Source organism: Halobacteriovorax marinus SJ, assembly GCF_000210915.2.
GTDB lineage: Bacteria > Bdellovibrionota > Bacteriovoracia > Bacteriovoracales > Bacteriovoracaceae > Halobacteriovorax > Halobacteriovorax marinus.
This window is the reverse complement of sequence record NC_016620.1, coordinates 766962-783401: the sequence shown is the minus strand read 5'-3', so window position 1 is coordinate 783401 and position 16440 is coordinate 766962. Positions and strand designations below refer to the sequence as shown.

General features: G+C 34.1%; 20 protein-coding genes. 17 read left to right on the top strand and 3 right to left on the bottom strand.

What is annotated here, in order from left to right; translation table 11 throughout:
• The first annotated feature begins 37 nt into the window (after nt 1–37).
• The 7 genes from BMS_RS03785 (at nt 38) to BMS_RS03755 (ending at nt 6183) form a co-directional block, all read left to right on the top strand.
• A complete protein-coding gene (locus BMS_RS03785; protein ID WP_044557263.1) occupies nt 38–778 on the top strand; it encodes a hypothetical protein in 741 nt (246 codons plus the stop codon).
• 120 nt (nt 779–898) lie between these two features.
• Nucleotides 899–1108, top strand: coding sequence for a helix-turn-helix domain-containing protein (locus tag BMS_RS03780; protein ID WP_014243462.1), 210 nt, complete (start codon nt 899–901; stop codon nt 1106–1108).
• Nucleotides 1099–1407 carry a helix-turn-helix domain-containing protein gene (locus tag BMS_RS03775; RefSeq protein WP_014243461.1) on the top strand — a complete coding sequence of 103 codons (309 nt, stop codon included), beginning with the start codon at nt 1099–1101 and terminating at the stop codon, nt 1405–1407. Before BMS_RS03780 ends, BMS_RS03775 begins: the two co-directional genes overlap by 10 nt.
• An 80-nt stretch (nt 1408–1487) precedes the next feature.
• Complete coding sequence (locus tag BMS_RS03770; protein ID WP_014243460.1) at nt 1488–2411, top strand: P-loop NTPase family protein; 924 nt, start codon at nt 1488–1490, stop codon at nt 2409–2411.
• 134 nt (nt 2412–2545) lie between these two features.
• On the top strand, nt 2546–3697 hold the full coding sequence (locus BMS_RS03765; RefSeq protein WP_044557262.1) for a tyrosine-type recombinase/integrase: 1152 nt from the start codon (nt 2546–2548) through the stop codon (nt 3695–3697).
• Nucleotides 3698–3835: 138 nt separating this feature from the next.
• On the top strand, nt 3836–4864 hold the full coding sequence (locus BMS_RS03760) for a hypothetical protein (protein WP_044557261.1): 1029 nt from the start codon (nt 3836–3838) through the stop codon (nt 4862–4864).
• 266 nt (nt 4865–5130) lie between these two features.
• Nucleotides 5131–6183: a hypothetical protein gene (locus tag BMS_RS03755; RefSeq protein ID WP_014243457.1), complete on the top strand. Its 1053-nt coding sequence runs from the start codon at nt 5131–5133 to the stop codon at nt 6181–6183.
• On the opposite strand, the gene mauJ is transcribed toward BMS_RS03755, so the two are convergent.
• Entirely contained in the window at nt 6160–6837 is a 678-nt protein-coding gene (mauJ, locus tag BMS_RS03750) for a methylamine utilization protein MauJ (RefSeq protein ID WP_044557260.1), read from the bottom strand. The genes BMS_RS03755 and mauJ overlap by 24 nt on opposite strands.
• A gap of 137 nt (nt 6838–6974) precedes the next feature.
• Here mauJ and BMS_RS03745 point away from each other — a divergent pair, with 137 nt between their 5' ends.
• The 4 genes from BMS_RS03745 to BMS_RS03730 all read left to right on the top strand — a co-directional run bounded on the left by BMS_RS03745 (nt 6975) and on the right by BMS_RS03730 (nt 10360).
• The gene (locus tag BMS_RS03745; protein WP_014243455.1) at nt 6975–8012 is read left to right on the top strand and encodes a hypothetical protein; all 1038 of its coding nucleotides are present in this window, start codon (nt 6975–6977) and stop codon (nt 8010–8012) included.
• The gene (locus BMS_RS03740; RefSeq protein WP_014243454.1) at nt 8012–8890 is read left to right on the top strand and encodes a hypothetical protein; all 879 of its coding nucleotides are present in this window, start codon (nt 8012–8014) and stop codon (nt 8888–8890) included. Before BMS_RS03745 ends, BMS_RS03740 begins: the two co-directional genes overlap by 1 nt.
• Nucleotides 8877–9449, top strand: a complete 573-nt coding sequence (locus BMS_RS03735; protein WP_014243453.1) for a hypothetical protein — start codon at nt 8877–8879, stop codon at nt 9447–9449. Before BMS_RS03740 ends, BMS_RS03735 begins: the two co-directional genes overlap by 14 nt.
• Nucleotides 9450–9763: 314 nt before the next feature.
• On the top strand, nt 9764–10360 hold the full coding sequence (locus BMS_RS03730; protein ID WP_014243452.1) for a hypothetical protein: 597 nt from the start codon (nt 9764–9766) through the stop codon (nt 10358–10360).
• Between the two features lie 418 nt (nt 10361–10778).
• Here the strand turns inward: BMS_RS03730 and BMS_RS03725 are convergent, their stop codons facing one another.
• Complete coding sequence (locus tag BMS_RS03725) at nt 10779–11828, bottom strand: PD-(D/E)XK nuclease family protein (RefSeq protein ID WP_014243451.1); 1050 nt, start codon at nt 11826–11828, stop codon at nt 10779–10781.
• 2 nt (nt 11829–11830) lie between these two features.
• Nucleotides 11831–12037 (bottom strand): ribbon-helix-helix domain-containing protein, encoded by a 207-nt coding sequence (locus BMS_RS03720; RefSeq protein WP_014243450.1) that lies wholly within the window; start codon nt 12035–12037, stop codon nt 11831–11833.
• Nucleotides 12038–12138: 101 nt separating this feature from the next.
• On the opposite strand from BMS_RS03720, the gene BMS_RS03715 reads away from it, so the two are divergent.
• The 6 genes from BMS_RS03715 to BMS_RS03685 all read left to right on the top strand — a co-directional run bounded on the left by BMS_RS03715 (nt 12139) and on the right by BMS_RS03685 (nt 16405).
• Nucleotides 12139–12756 (top strand): recombinase family protein, encoded by a 618-nt coding sequence (locus BMS_RS03715; RefSeq protein WP_157868233.1) that lies wholly within the window; start codon nt 12139–12141, stop codon nt 12754–12756.
• A gap of 77 nt (nt 12757–12833) precedes the next feature.
• Nucleotides 12834–13175, top strand: a complete 342-nt coding sequence (locus BMS_RS16680; RefSeq protein ID WP_014243448.1) for a helix-turn-helix domain-containing protein — start codon at nt 12834–12836, stop codon at nt 13173–13175.
• Between the two features lie 45 nt (nt 13176–13220).
• Nucleotides 13221–13619, top strand: a complete 399-nt coding sequence (locus BMS_RS03705; protein ID WP_044557258.1) for a hypothetical protein — start codon at nt 13221–13223, stop codon at nt 13617–13619.
• Complete coding sequence (locus BMS_RS03700; protein WP_014243446.1) at nt 13606–14466, top strand: hypothetical protein; 861 nt, start codon at nt 13606–13608, stop codon at nt 14464–14466. The genes BMS_RS03705 and BMS_RS03700 overlap by 14 nt, the downstream gene beginning before the upstream one ends.
• Before the next feature lie 7 nt (nt 14467–14473).
• Entirely contained in the window at nt 14474–14755 is a 282-nt protein-coding gene (locus BMS_RS03695; protein ID WP_157868232.1) for a hypothetical protein, read from the top strand.
• A gap of 519 nt (nt 14756–15274) precedes the next feature.
• Nucleotides 15275–16405 carry a hypothetical protein gene (locus tag BMS_RS03685; protein WP_014243443.1) on the top strand — a complete coding sequence of 377 codons (1131 nt, stop codon included), beginning with the start codon at nt 15275–15277 and terminating at the stop codon, nt 16403–16405.
• Nucleotides 16406–16440 lie beyond the last annotated feature (35 nt).

The window sequence follows — 16440 nt, the reverse complement described above, 5'->3', positions numbered from 1 at the left end:
CAAAACTTGAATAAAAAATAATATGATAAGTAAAGTTATGAAAAAAGAAGAAATACAAACAGAAGAATTAGATCTTAATGATATTCTTAACCCTGAATACTTCTTCAATATTTTAAAATCATTCTTAAATGAAGATGAATTGAATATTGATGATCACGATATTGAAGAAGAGCTTAGATCCATATGCTCGGAGCTTCCTACATTTAATAAAGAAAGTCTTTCAGAGCTAGAGCATCAAGTTAGCACACTACTAGAACAACATAATGAATTAAAAAATATTATTCTGCTTAATATCCATTCAATACTTGGAATAACTTTTCTCTTCAATTCCCTATCCAACTTAAAAGTCAGAAAAAATATTGAAAATTTTCCTACGGCAGAAGAAGTACAGCATGAAATAGCGGATAAAAAACTGTCATCACTTGGAATTAGTGAAGAAGTAAAAGAGAACATAATCAAAGAGATACCGACACAATTTGATTATGATAAAATGAAAACATACACCTCTAAGGCTGAGAGTTTTCTCCCACTATTTACACAGAATAAGAATTTTCCAGAATATATGTTTTATACAGCCTTCAAAGGTATTTTTCAAAACCAACTTACCAACTATTGGCACTTATACTTTGATTTTCTCAACTTATGCCATAAGAACTTTCCAGAATTATTTAGCAAAAAATTCAATTTTTCATCAGAATATGTAAAAGAGAATAGAGATAGAATCAACAGATACATAAAAACTTACAACAAGATAACCACTGAAAATTACTCACTTTAAGCTACTGCAGAATAAATTATTTTAAATTTTAAATTCTGCTGGATTCTCCCCATTCAAAACATACTCTACCTTTGTAAGTAACTCAGCAATGATGCTGACTTATTTTACGGAGGCTCCAAGATGGACAACCCAAACAAAAGATTATTAACAATTGAAGAAGCTGCACAGCTTCTCTCACTCAAAGTATCCAGACTAAGAACAGCTGTTTTTAGAAAAGAAATTCCCTATATTAAAATAGGACGCTTAGTAAGGTTTCACGAAGAACACCTATTGAACTGGATAGAATCATTAACACATGATGAAGAACCTAAGGAGCAGTTATGGCTCTAAAAAAGAACTTTACACAGATACCTAACGAGATTTTCCAATCAAAGACTCTTAGTCTAAAAGCAATAGGAATATACGCTTACCTCAAATATAAGTCATATTGTGGAAATGGCCAAAGACTCTTTCCTAGCCAGAAAGGTATTATGAAAGATCTTAAAATAGGCAGTGATAATACTTTAAGAAAGCTCATTACAGAATTGGTAGAAAATGACTTCTTAACAGTAAAAAAAGGCTCAATATACACAGGAAATAGTCAATATAAGCTCCTCGTACCAAAAAAATGCGGAGATAACTCTTCTTAAATAATGAGCCTATATAGGCTCATTAACTGAGGCAATAATAATATAAGAAAAGAAATAGCATTAAAAAATAAGGATTAACCATGAAGAACAGGAAGTTCAAAGAAGTAAAAGATATTAGATTCATGTTAGAAATTCCAGAAGAAGTAAAACAACATAAAGAAGCTCCAAATAAATACTCCCTTAATACAATTAAAATATCAGAAAATAATAAAGAATTTAAAACGAAGTATAAATTCCTAAAGGCTCACAACGGTTTACAAGCTGGCCATATACATCTTCTTCTAGGAAGAACCAATAAAGGAAAATCAACTCTAATTCATAGCCTTATGGCCGAAAATTCTTTAAATGGGTATAGAGTATTACTTTTTCTCTCAGAAGGTAACAAGTCAGACATTAAAGAAGCCATAGAGCCTGTTCTAGATATTAAAGCAAGGTCTGAGAAGGATAAACAAGAGCTTTTAGAAAGAATTCTTTTGATTGATCGAAATGATATATCTGATGAGGCTTCCTATTGTCCTAGAATTTGGGTTAAAGATCTTTTTAAAGTTATAAATGAACAGAAAATAGATATTTTATATATTGATAACTTTTCGACCTCTTCTTACGGTGATTCCGCTCCAGAAGTACAAGCGAATCTAATTCAAATATTAAACAGAACTGCACAAAGATACTTAATACCTGTCTTTGGAGCAATTCACCAAGCAAAGTCTGTCTCTCCAGATAAAGAACTATCATTAATTGATATTAGATCAAATTCAGCTTTTATGAATATCTCCTCATTTATTTATGCAATAAATGATTTTTACAATCTAGATAAGTCTCTTCGAATACTAAAGATTCTTAAGTCTAGAAAGTATAGTGAAGCGATAGATAAATACTTCGAACTTACTTATAAAAAAGTAAAAAGACAGGGTTTTTATAGTAAAAACATGGAAATTACTGAACAAACAGCTAAAAGGTATTTTGTAGAGAATTCTAGACGAAGACTAAGTGGCCGAAACTAAGCCTTTTAGGAATTAACTACAATGAAAACACTTCTATTTTTTATTCAATTTGATATAAGCCTACTGTTCTTTAACATTCAAATAATGTGGACAGTAACAGGCAACAAGCCCTTTTCATCAAGAAAGGAGCATTTATGCCAAAACTAGACGAGAAAAAAAACGGTATTTTAACAGGAAAAAACGGTGATAATGATGTATTTTCGGGTAAAAAGAAATCTACTCGAACTCACAAGAAACCACTAACGAAGCAACCTCCTGCAAAGAAATACCGCATTGATGTTAGAATGCCAGATGGTAGAAGAATAACAAAGTCCTTCTCTAGAAAATATGACGCTGACAAATTTAAAGCTGAACTGCTTCTAGAAAAGACTGGTATACAAGACACCGGCATATACATCAAAAATGACGTAAAATTTAAAGACTTTGTTGCAACTTGGTTTGAGACACAAGTAAAAGGTCGAAAGGCTAAGAAAACTCAACAAGCCTACGTAAGTGATTTAAGAAATCACATTTTACCTATCCTTGGAGAAATTCAACTTAAACATATTCGATACCAACACGCTCGTTTGTTAGAAAACTCTATTATTGAAACTGGAAAATCAGCAAGAACTGTTAATAAAGTAATGATGGAGTTCAAAACAATTTTAAATGATGCTGTTAAGTTAGAATATCTTCTAAAGAGTCCTGTTCGTGGCTATCCAGAACTTCAAGAAGAGCCAAGACATTTAACTTTTTGGAGCAAAGAAGAAATTAGAGTCTTTATAGATTTTAATAAAGCTAATCCCCTATTGGACTTATACATAGTTGCTTTAAATACTGGACTAAGACTTGGAGAGATCTGTGGTCTATGTTGGGATAGAGTTGACTTCACTACTAACAACTTAGTGATAAATCGCTCTCTAACAAGAGATGGTATTAGAAACACTACAAAGACCCATAGAGGACGTTACGTTCCAATGAATACAATCGTTAGGGATATACTTCAAAAACGCCTTAGAACACGTATTTCGAAGTTCGTTTTTTCAACACAAACAGGAAAACCACTTCCCTATGACCATGTTACACAAAGACACTTTAAAAAATCACAACGTGAAGCCGGATTAGAAAATATAATCCGATTTCACGACTTACGTCACACTTTCGCCAGTCACTTCATGATGAATGGTGGAAACATATACACACTTCAAAAACTTCTCGGCCATACAGATATTAAGACTACGATGATTTACGCTCATCTAGATCAAGATTTCTTAAGAGAGGCGGCTGAGGTTGTTAGCTTTAAATAACTATTACCTCTTCTGTAAAAGGAAGAGGTTTTATACATAAGAAGTATTACAGTTTTTCTTAAGTAATATTTGACTCTCTTATGCCGATTAAGTTTGCGTAAAAAACCCCGAACATTTAACCGAAACGATGGAGTATTTATGAAAAATGACGTATTTATATTGGGTGCTGGCTCATCAGCAAGTTACGGTTTCCCAACAGGGGAACAGCTAAAAAAGATCATTATCAACGATGGTATAGAAATACATCCAGATGTTTATAGACATGAAGACCCTAAGTTTTACGAAGATGATGACAATTTTAACAGTTATTATAATTCTTGTATCGAATACTTTACAAAAAAAATAAATCCTAATTTTGATAAAGAAAAGTTTAAGAAAGACTTTAGAACTGCTGGATCATTCACAATAGATACATACTTGTCTTCTCCGCATAGAAGTGACGAAGAAAAAGAATTTGGTAAGTATATAGTCAGTTCTATTATTTCATACTACGAAGACCTTGATCGAATGGAAATGGATCATACCGACAATTGGATAGACTACTATTTCAACAGGAAAATATCATTCCAAACAAAAGACTTCTTTGAAAATTTGCCTAAGGTTATAAGTTTTAACTATGACTCGTTTTTTGAGAATAAGTTGATTCATCATTTAGAAAAAGAACATGGAATAAAGGACGCTAAGAGTGTTTTAAATACCAGAGACTTTATAACTCATGTTTATGGAAAACTAAACAATCAGCCCTACAGACAATCAAATAAGCAAATTCTCACTCAACCTGGAGCATATGTTCAACAAGAGATTGACTTTAAAACAATCTATGATAACTCAAAACAAGTAGGCTTTATTAGAGGAAATATTGACTCTAACAATAACAACCCTTTTTATCTTGCAAAACTCTCAAGGATTCATGAAATCATAAAAGAAGCAGATAATATATTTATTCTAGGCTATGGCTTTGATATGTATAACAACAAAATACTTTTTCAAGATCAAAGGTTACTTGAAGATACTACCAAGAGAATTATGTATACTTCATACGGTCTTGAAAATACATTAATTGAAGACCTTAATCGGTTTGATGCAATTAAGAATACTAACCAAGTAAAAAATGAAAAGTGCTTAGAGTTTCTCAGAAGAACAATGCCTCACCAATTATTTCCATAATTTGCCACATTTCTGCCACAATCAAAAAAGGGAAACCAAAGTTTCCCTTTTTTATTAAGCACTTAGCTTGATCTGGTGGAGGTAATTCTTCGAGTGTAACTCAAAGTTTTTACTGCATTTCTTAATCGCAGTACACCACCCCGCACACCATTCTCTCAAATTTTTATATAAACTGAAAGTGAAATCTAAGGAACTTAGATGAAGTAGACATTGGAGAACTCGCATGAAAAACAAAAGCTCAACAATTAAGACAATGGAGAGCTTGTATGAAGGACAGAGATTTAATGAACCAAGAAAGTAATAACCCACTAAAGAATATTCAGCATGGATACATACTATCTACAATTACACTATCAAATCACAAAAGAAGCTATAGAGGACTTGGCTTAAAAGTTCGAGATACCTCAATTCGCATCAAGGCTCAAATTGCTCTTGATATAAATACGAGGAAGCTAAGTACAAAAGGTAAATTCTGCGAGTTCATTGCACAAATGCTAAAGCATAGTATTTCTAACGACTGGAACAAAGATTGGGCCTGGTATGCGACTAAAGATTACTACGAAGCCGAAATGGAAAAAAGGAACCCTAGATTTATAAGTGATGTTGCTAGACCTCGAAGGCCATCTCAAAGCTATATTCATAATATTTCTAATATTAAGAAAATGATTCAAACTTTCGGGTTTATCCACTTCATGCAAATGATGTACTTTGCGATAAATAACTCAGAAAGTCTTTATAAGTATGGGTTCTTTCAACTTGATTTCAAACTTTGGAAAATGAACCAAGAGGATAAGCTTAGGAAGATAAAAGGTATAATGGATACTGAGGCCTATTGGGAAGAAGTCGAATTGCTTAAAGAATTCAATAGTCCTGCAACTCAACCACACGAAATGACCTTAAAAGAAAGAGTAATGCAAGCGATTGCACAGTTGTCGCCTTCTCAAAAAGCCGAGTATAGGGAAATCGAAGAAGTACTAATCCCATCTATTGTTGACTCCCAAAATGAACTGAGCGAAAAAGTTAGTGAGATAGAAAAAGATATTCACGCAATTAAAGAGGTTATAAATAGATATTATTACTTCATTGACCTCATTCCAGATGTCACTCAAGAAGAAGCGTTAAAATACAGTTTCGAGCTTAGAAGTGATAGCGAACACTTTTTTCATCTATCAATAGATGAGCTTCAAAAAAAGTTAAAGGATAAAGAGCAGGAGTTACTCGACTTCAATTTGGATGAAAAGAGACTTGAAATAGACATAAAGCTTAATGAGCTTGAACATAAGAGAGATGAATTATTAAAGGGATTCCTGAACACTTAGCTTTTGCACTATGGTCTTTTTTGCTAATTCTTCTAGGACTGTATTGGCCCACTTGATGTCTTCCCAATCTTGATAGTTATTTGGGTCTCTAACTGGGTGATTGAGGTGGGCATGGGCCACTCCATGTCGCCCATCAATGTAAAGCCATTCATCAAGACTTTTTCCTCCAAGGTAATGAACCTTGCGGTCTCTAAACGAACAAGCAAGCTCAGATTCTAGCGTTGTTATACATTCTTTTATCCACTCAACTTTGTCTTTGTGCTTAGATTTCTCAAAAGGGACTTCAAGGATTTTGTAGAAACATAGTAACCGATAAAAAGGACTCTCATTCGATATGGCTTCTCTAAAAAAACCAAGGCCAAGGTGCTGTTTCTTATCAAAGACTCTCTGCTCGAACTCTAAGAGGTATGACTCTTGGTTTATGTTGTAGTTATAATAAACATTAGAGCCGTGAACAATACATCCATTAATGTTAGAGATTGATGTTTTTTGAAACCACGATACTTCATTAAAAAATCTAAATAAGCTCTCATGAGCATCGTGTTCTGTTTTAGGATGAGAGAAAAAACACCTGACATTGTGTTGAACAGATAGCTTTGCTACGTTGATAATTAGCTTAGAACCGTCATACTGAAGCTCCCAAGGTTTACTCATAAATACTTCTCTAACCATCTCGTTGTATGACATCTAGCCCAATCGCTTATAAAAGGTTAATTAAACAAATCTTTATTCTAATACGTCACGTTATATGATAGATAGAGAGAATAGAAAAGCAAAAAGAAGAGGTCTAAATGGAAGGTAAACAACCTTGTTTTTTTACAAATGAAGATGCTGAAGTTGATATGCTATCAAGTTATGATGGCCACATTTTTAGAAGCCAAGGATGCGGAAGATATTGGTTAGATAATCATTCTGCACTAATGTCCACTGGAAACAGTGAACTTTCTAGCCAAACTAAACTGAACTGTGCCTCAGAGACAGTAAAGTTAAATGAGATGGGATTAACACCATACTGGATATGGAGTGAGCAAGAGGCCGGAAATGTAGAGACCTTCAACGAAAAGAATGTAGTGATAAAATACTTTGAAGATTACACTGATATTCCTAATGATTATTCAAGTAAATCAAATGAAATATTATTACTCCTTGCAAAGAAGTTAGAAAAAAGAGCACCTTTTGATTTCGTGCCGTTCACACTAAGAGATATGTACGGACTAAAGATTTCATCTAAACAAGAGTTTGTCATTTGGTTAAAGCCACTTCTTGAATGGTCATACGTTAGACTGACTGGTCAAGGGGAAGCATTTCTTAAACAAGAGCATAAAGAGTTTGAAAAGCAATTTGCAGATGCACTGTTTACTTCTCCTCAGGTTTCACTAACTCCCTCTGGTTGGCAAGCCGTGGAAAAAGAAACCTCACAAAATCCAAATACTGCTTTCATAGCGATGGCCTTTACTGACAATGAGAAGAAAGAGCTTGGGCCTGAAACGAGAAACTCAATAAAAGAAGCTTGTGAAGGACTAGGATGGGATACAAAAATTGTAGACGAAGAAGAGCATAACGATGGCATCATGGACAAAGTAGTTTCTCTTATAAATAAGTCGAAATTTCTTATTGCTGAACTAACCCACCAAAAGACTGGTGTTTATTATGAGGCCGGTTACGCCAAAGGTAGAGGATTACCAGTAATTCACATTGTAAACAAAGAAGACCTAAAGAATTGTCACTTTGATGTGAAGCATTTGAACTTAGTAACTTGGTCAAACCATGAAGAATTAAAAGAAAGGCTATCTAACAGGATTGAGGCAACAATAGGAAAAAATAAGTAATGGCAATTTGGTGTCCATATACTAACCAAGAACTGAGTGAAGACCAGACTTCGCCTGAGCATATTATCCCTCTATCTCTTGGTGGATGTGATGAGTTTACTATACCCGTTGATAAGGTCTTTAACTCTAAGGTTGGTTCAAAAATAGATGGCAAATATTCTAATGATTTTCTCGTTATGCAAAGAAGAAACGAATACGATGCTCGTGGACATTCTAAGAAGAGACCCGTACCAACTGTAAAAAAAGGAAAGTTAGAGGATGGTAGCCCTGTTCAAGTAAATTTGGATAAGGCCAAAAGACATATCGAAGTATTTGACCCTAAGACTAAAACCATAAAACCTGCAATTGGAGGTGAAACTATTGGAATGTCTCTAAAGATGGATATAGATATTCACCTCCAACTAGCTTCAAAAATTGCTCTATCTGCGGGCTACTTTGTTTATGGGGATTGGTTTAGAAACAAGGTTAAACACGAAGACCTAAGAACAATAATGAGAGGGCCGAGTAATTGTTCTGAGGAAGAACTTAAAGCTGTAGAAACAAGAGTCTATGACTTTCTAAGAGGTGGAGAACCCGAAAATCAAAAGCAAGCCTATGAACTTCAAAGGGCAATGTGCAGAGTTTTAAAAGGTAGTTTAGTAGCCTTTACACCGGGCCCAAGAAATATTGGTATTACAGTAGGTATCTTAGGAGAATTTGTCGGAATGTTGAACATTCCTGCAAATATGAATGGCTACCCTCAATATGATAAAGCTCATGACCTTGGACATATTGTTATAATAACTAACGGAAAAATGAAACGAGGAAACCAAAGAAGCTATTTCCGTCAAGTATTAGAGTTTTTGGAAAAAGCAGGAAAAGATAATGTCCCTACCTAACCTAGAAAAGACTTTTAAAGAGCATTGGTCATTGCAAGAGATGATTGATGTGCAAGGAAGTGAATACCTTAATAATTTATCCAAAAAGGATTTTTTGATGGCCGTTTCCATGAGAAACCTTCGCTCTCGTGGAGTTGATATTGAAAAGAGAGTCATCAAGGTTAATAAGTGGGAATCTGTTTCGGGAAAAAAGGAGCAAGGAGATGCTAAGAACCAAAATCGTTTTATTGAGATAAAATCCTCAATCATAACTCCCTTAAAAAACTCTTCTATAACTCTTAGAGGAATGAGGGAGTGGGAAGATATAGACTATTATTGTTTTGTCATCATTGATTATCGCAACTTCGAGAGCGGTAAAATAAATGACTATATATTTTATATTTCACGCAAGGACTTAGATATTGAGTCCAAGAAGTACGGCCTTGCGAAAAAATACAATCTTAGCGAAAAGGCATCCAAAGGAAACAAGAACATCCCTCTTGGTATCAATATGAAAATAGGTGATAAAAACTTCAAGCGTTGGGAAGAAAAGTTCAGCAAGCATAACTATAAACTTTAAGACGATTCTCACTCCTATCTTTTATGGCCTTTATTCCGCATTTAAACACACTTATAGCTTCTAAGCAGAGAAATAGTAATGTCCAACTTTAAAAGCTTCATATCTGATAATAGATAGGAATAAGGCTTGATGCAATAAGGGGTGATTAATGGAACACTTATATTGGTAGGGTTTAGAACTTTCAGTTAGGAGTTTAGTATAAGTGTTAATTAATAAACTCACCTTAGCTCTACTAGGGACTATAAACTACCTTAAACTGGCACTTAACACCTTGTGTTATTGACAGTTTGCATGATTGAAAATAGGATGGTTTTGTGCTGATTGGTAAGCCTGCTCACTCGTGCAAAGATTTCATCAACCAATACCTAGATAATATAACCTTTGACCAAGATTATTATCGAAACAGATTACGAGTGCATCACAAGATAATGAGATTGGTTAATCAAAAGGATTATATTATGAATCACATTAACTTTTTCAAACGACAAGCCAAAAACCTTCTCAAAGATTTTAAAACTAAAGAAAAGTATTACGACGAGGTAGCAGATTGCGACCTGCACCGATACAACCCATTTTTTTTTGACATCGACAACATTGTCGTTACATACGACCTTGATGAAGACAAAAACTTCACTTTAATGAATGCTCAGCACTTTATTTCTCAGCTCGTGGGATTTAAGAAATGGAATGAATTGATAAAAGCTTCAGAATCTGAGCTTGAGTTAGCGAAGCTTTTATTTGATAACCAACATAAGCTATCTCTTGATGATTGGGAGTGGTACATCTCAGAGGCCGAATACAAAAACAATATAACCTTTTCTAGCGTAGATAGACTCGAAATTTTTAAAATGGTGTTTTTAAAAGACGGTAATTTTGCAACAATGCCAAATGACTTTAGGCTAACCTCATAATCAGAAAGCTATCGAACTTCAGCACTAAATTAGGACAAGGTTTCTTTTGACATGACCACTAGAAGCCTTGCTATCTAAAACCGATATTGTTTATAAATCATTACGGAATCGTGAAAGCTCACTAATAAAGAAAAATAAGGTTTCAATATTTAGATTCGGTCTTTTCGAGTATAACTATTTGATGTTACTGATAAAATCCTTATTCTTCCTAAAAATTTAAATGTCCAAAAAGCACCTGTTTCGCAAAGAAACGACATAAAAATTTGGAGAAACGACATAAAATTTACCGCAAATAGAAAATGACTGTGTAAAAATAGGCTATTTTTGAACGAAGTTTTAGTTAGTTATAGAGTTTTTACAGAACGATTGCACCATGATTTCCACATCATTCCTCCACGAAACCAAGGAAAAATAACCTTTAAATAAGTCCATTTAGTTTAGGGGTAATATCGCCTTTCAAAGATGCAATCAATTCACTGATTTCCCTTTTTCTTAACTCATCAAGTTGGCTTCCCCATACAAATGTTGCTGATTTGGAGAAATAACACTTGGAGCGAGGTGGATTAAATGACTCGCTCTTATTCTTAAAGAACAAATTCTCCTTAAAGAACTTGACTACTCTTTCGGGAAGATTTTTGTGACTGGATTTGTTGTAGGCCTTATCTTGAAAAATAACTTTTATACTGTTTCTTTGTAGTTGAACGCCTAGTTGATAGACAACCTCTTCTTTGATGAAATCCGATACATAAAGATTTATGAGAGCATTACCCCTAGTTTCTTCTATGAGATAATCCTGACTTGAGAAACCTAAATCTTGAGCAAGCTTTTTATAGAACATCTTTTGAAAAATTGTCTCAAGTTGATTAATGCAAATAAAGCTTTCTAGTGATGAAGCGTAGCTAGAAATGCTTTTTTCATGCTTTTTTAATGAACCATCTTTGAACACCCTTTCAAATCCTGAGGGAGTTTTTAAAAATTCAAAAGCAGAATCTCCTAGTGTTGTATAGAACTCAAGGTAATCCTGAAAAATTACAGAGTCATTTGAGGAGGTATTATAAGAAATGGATTGAAAAATCTTGGAGACATCACGGTGTGTAATAAGTTTCCAGTTGGTATTATTAATATCTTCATCAAATAGCGAGAGATAAATTTTATAAACTTGATTAATAGGCTTCTTTGATAATATCGAATCATACTTTTCAAGCTGATTACTATGAGTGGTGGACTTGATTTTGTTCTCAAATGCAACAATTGCCTTATCCTTATAGATTATGATGTCGATGTTTTCTTCTTCAGTTGTCACTTTAATAATTTTTTCAGAGCTGAAACCTTGGCCAACAATTTTCTCCAATAAGGATATTTTGTTATGTTCATTTGTTGCTTTACAATCAGGAGAAAAAAACCAACTAAAAACCTGACTGTGAATCCTTTCCTGAGAAGCAATTGAAATAGACTGAAAGAAAGACATTTTTAAGCACCTTGTGTGTCGAGAAACTCATTGAAGATGTGATTAACTATGTAATTAGTAGTAAACCCATTCTTTTTACAGTAGCTTTGAAGTCTATCCTTTAGCTCTGAAGAAAGCCTAATACTCAGGGTTGCATCTAACTTATCACCTGACTCAGGGATGTTATAATCCTTCACTTTTTTAGGGTTGTTGCCTTTCTTTTTTGCCATATTTCCTCACTTTAGAAAAAGATATACAGACAGAATAAACCATATTTCAATGTGTTGCAAATGCACTACAAATGTATTGCACATTGTGTTATAATACAAATATGAAAGAACAAAGATATGTAGCACTCTATGTCAGGACTTCAACTAAGCACCAAGCGAAAGGTAACGTCTCGCAAAGAATGTACCTTGAACGCTACTGCAAACAAAACGGGATAGAGAATTACAAAATCTACTCAGATGAGAATTTCTCTGGTCGATTAGCGGTAAACAAAAGGCCCTCACTAGATAAATTGATGTCTGAAGTTCAAGAGGGTCTTGTCAGTAAAATCGTTACTGTGTCGCTTTCAAGAGTCAGTCGTTCACTTAAAGACCTTTTATCAATCATTCAAAAACTTCAAGATAACGATTGCGAGTTTGAAAGCCTCACAGAATCGTTTAATATTAATAGCATTCATGGCCGACTTGTAATGTCGATTTTGGGTGCTGTATCAACTCTCGAATCTGAAATCTGCGGGGAACGCACCCGAATTGGCCTTCAAGCTTGCAGAGAAAAAGGTATTCAATTAGGTCGCAAGCGCTCACTCTCACACGAAAAAATAATTCAAACCGCAACAATGACAGACCTCTCAGTTAGAGCAATTGCAAAATTACATGGATGCTCACCATCATCTGTGAGTCGTATTTTATCTAAACACAAGAGAGAAGCTGAAGAAAAATAACTGGTCGGCTACCTAACTAGCTAGTCAGTTGGCCAACCATTAGTGAATTAAATTAGTTAAGTACCGTTAAGGGCAGTATGAATGACGATGAACTTAAAATTGGTAAAGTGCTCACAGCACTTATGAAGAAGAAAGGTATCACCTTCAATAAACTTTCAGATGCCACAGGTGTATCTAGCTCCAATTTAAAAAGTTGGTCTGCAAATGCTAACCCTAAGTCTTGGACTCAACTCAAAGTCGTTGCTGATTTTTTTGGTGTAGATATTGAATATCTACTCTTTGGAAAAAGTAATAACGAGCTTATTAATCTTGAAGATATTCTCACTGAAAAGATTTTTGAAGGTTGGGTCAAAATTTCAGTAGAGAAAATTGCTTCGGGTAGGCCAATTGTAAAAAAACCAAGCTTTGAAGACGAGTAGGAAAAAGAGTGCAAGCGTTTGCATCATATAAGATTGGAGAATGAAATGGCACAGAAACTTAACACTATTGATTCTATTGGACGCTCATTCATTCAATTAATTGTATTAATAGAATATTTTCTAATCATTCATAATATCCACGGAATAGAGAGTTGGTGGGGAGTTGGTTTAACGTTACTATCAATGCTCATAACTATTTCTATTCCTCAACTTTACGCAACCTCGGCCTTCTTAATTGCATCGTATGCAACCTATATGATTACTTCAGGCTTCATTGAGAAAGGAGAATGGGGTGGTGCAATTATCGTTGGTCTTATTGCATTTACAATTATTTTCGCTGTGAATTGGTATGCTTTCTCACCTCTTGATGAAGATAAAAAGGATAAACCATCTAACAAGAACGAAAATGATGACAGCAAGGAGATAAAAGATGAAGTGGCCTAGTCTTATATTGATAATGACATTAATTAGCTGTGCGACGGTAGATAAGGGAAAGCAATCTAGCTACGAAAAAATGCTCACCTATTTGAGACAGGGTGATATTCCTAAGGCTGTGCAAAGTATCAAAGAAAGTCCCTACAATACATTTGATTTTTACGTCATAACGGAAAGATATAATAAACCAGTGAAGTTTACAGGGATTAAAAAGTCTATTGTCATTGATGGCCTAAACAAAATTCAAAAAAGCCTAGAGCAATGTAGAGGAAAGCATACCTGTTTTGAGAAACTAGGATGGTCTTCAGCGAAATATTTTTATACAGGTTCTCCTCATTTGGGACTAGATAGTTCTCACTTTCACAAAAAAACAGACATGAGTATCTTTGATGGTGACATTAATGACGGGAGTTCAAGTTGGAAGAGCACAAAAAAATATAATTATAGAGAGATGCTATCAAACTACAAGACAAGGACAGATGCGATTATTAGAAAGCAATCCGATACTAGAAGAGCAAAAAGACAAGACGCTCTTAGAAGAACCCTCAAAAGAAATATGTCCGATGCTAACTTTCGTAAATGCCTAGCAAAAAGTTTGCTTGAAGACAGCAAGCATAACCTTAAAGTTATTCATCATAATTATGGGATTGCTCTAAAAACCAAACACGGGCGAAGAAGACCTGAACGCACAAAGAAAGCTTATGGTATTGAAGTCCAAAATGCGGAGAGCGATATTCAAAGATATACACATCTATTATCAAAGGAAAAGGATGGAAAGCTCGATAACTGTGAACAGCATCGTCAGTTTATTTATACTCACAAAGATGACCTAAAGAGAATGCTTGATTACAGGTAGGTTTAGTTTGGCCTCTGCAATTTTTAAAAAATCTGAAATTGAAACACTCTTTGAAAAGTTAGACCTGATTAATGAGAACAATTCAGGTCTTCTCTTCTTTAACCTAAATGATGAACCTATTGCTTGGAGCTTAGGTACTGATATTTTCGATACCTCCTTCAGGTTAATTATGTATATAGTAGGAAAAAACATTTTGTCCCTAGAGGATGGAGAAATAATTGGCCAGCTAAGTGATAATCGAGTTTTAGATATAAACGGCAAAGTCCTCTATACTCTGATTCAGGTGTAATTCTTAGATACTTATAGATTAAATAATAGAGCAGTTTAATACTACTCTCTGGAGCTAGAATTCAGGTTAGTGTTGTATTACAATTTTTATATGCAGAACAATGAAAGCTCAAACCATCATCATCTATTCTATGACAAGGACAAAAAGTTGATTGGTTGGCGTGTGAATAATATTGTCTTTGACATAAATTTAAAACCGATAGCAAAAGTTCGTGGCAACGTCTTAAAGTCTTGTGATGACCATTTCCTAATTGGCATAATTAACAATGACCTTGTTCTTGACACTCAGGGAGTCACAAAGTTCTTAATCAAATCAGTTCCCAAAAAAACATGGAAAGACTTTCAGCATCTCTTTACCCAATAGCTTTTCTCAGTTTCTATCCTTTATCCCCTCTTTATTCGATAAACCATTGAAATTTAAATAAATCTGAAAAAATCCGATAAAGTGATTAAAGGGCCGTATTTTGCACACGAGTCTAGTTATTAGAAACGAAGGTTTTTGCAACACTTAAACTGAAATATGAAAGTAAAAAAAGTAGATAATGGAGAATTGGGGGATAACTATTTTATCTATCCCAAAGACATATACAAGCTTGGAATTCCTGAAAAAGAAGATTTTGTTGGTATTGCCTATCGACTACATTTAATTTGGCATGAATTTGGTGATGATTTTTTTGAATTAGTTTACCAAGTATATAAGGGTGAAGTAGAAATTGTACAACCTCTTCTAATTGAAACACTTCCTATTACTGAAATTGATATTTTCTATTGTTATTTTACTAGAGTCACTCACCTCCTAAACGAAAATGATGAACTAAGGTTACAAGAGTTCAAGGTTGAAGAGGTCTTCCCAATCAAAGATTATATTAAGCCGTCAAATATTTTAGAAATAAAACAATGTGTTGGTGGTCATCGCCTTTCATCAAGCTATTCATACGATATGGGCCTGAGTGAATTTGTTAGGGCAAAACTAGCACTGTACGAATTACTATTCTTGTTTACTAAGCAAAGTGAATATTTACAGGAGCTATTATTCTTTTCAAAAGATTATCTATCTAACAAGGATGTTCAAGAGTTAATTATTGAAGATGGTATTGTCGAAAAGTATAATCTATCTCCTTGGAGTTCTATCGGGACAAAGACTCTAAAAGATATGATTTGTTATCTAAACTATCCCTTGCTTTACAATGAGATTATAGAATTAAATGATAAGTCCAAGCTCCAAGAAATATATAATATAAAACTTAGTGAAGATGAGTTTAAACATAAAATAGAACAAGAAAATTCCCCTCGAAAAATAGCCTATGAAGTGCTTAGAAATAAAGAATTGGTTACTTTAAGTTGGGAGGCATTTGAAAAGAACATCAAAAAGTATGATGAGATATATGGCATCGCTAGGAAAAAAGGTCGAAACCCAAAGAACCATCGAGAGCATCCACAACGTAGTAACTTAATTAATTCTCAGTACGGAGCCTTTGGGGAATTTAACTACTGCCTAGACAAAGCAAAATATAAATTAATAAGAACAACAAATTATCAAGCTTGTTTTGAGAAATGGCTAGACCAAATCTACGTCGAGACTCCTTCAGGAGAAAAAGCTCCCCCTAAATTATTGGCCTTACTCAACTCTATGCTAAAAAATAAAGCGTAAATTTAGTCCCTTTTAAATATGTATTAAATATTCAC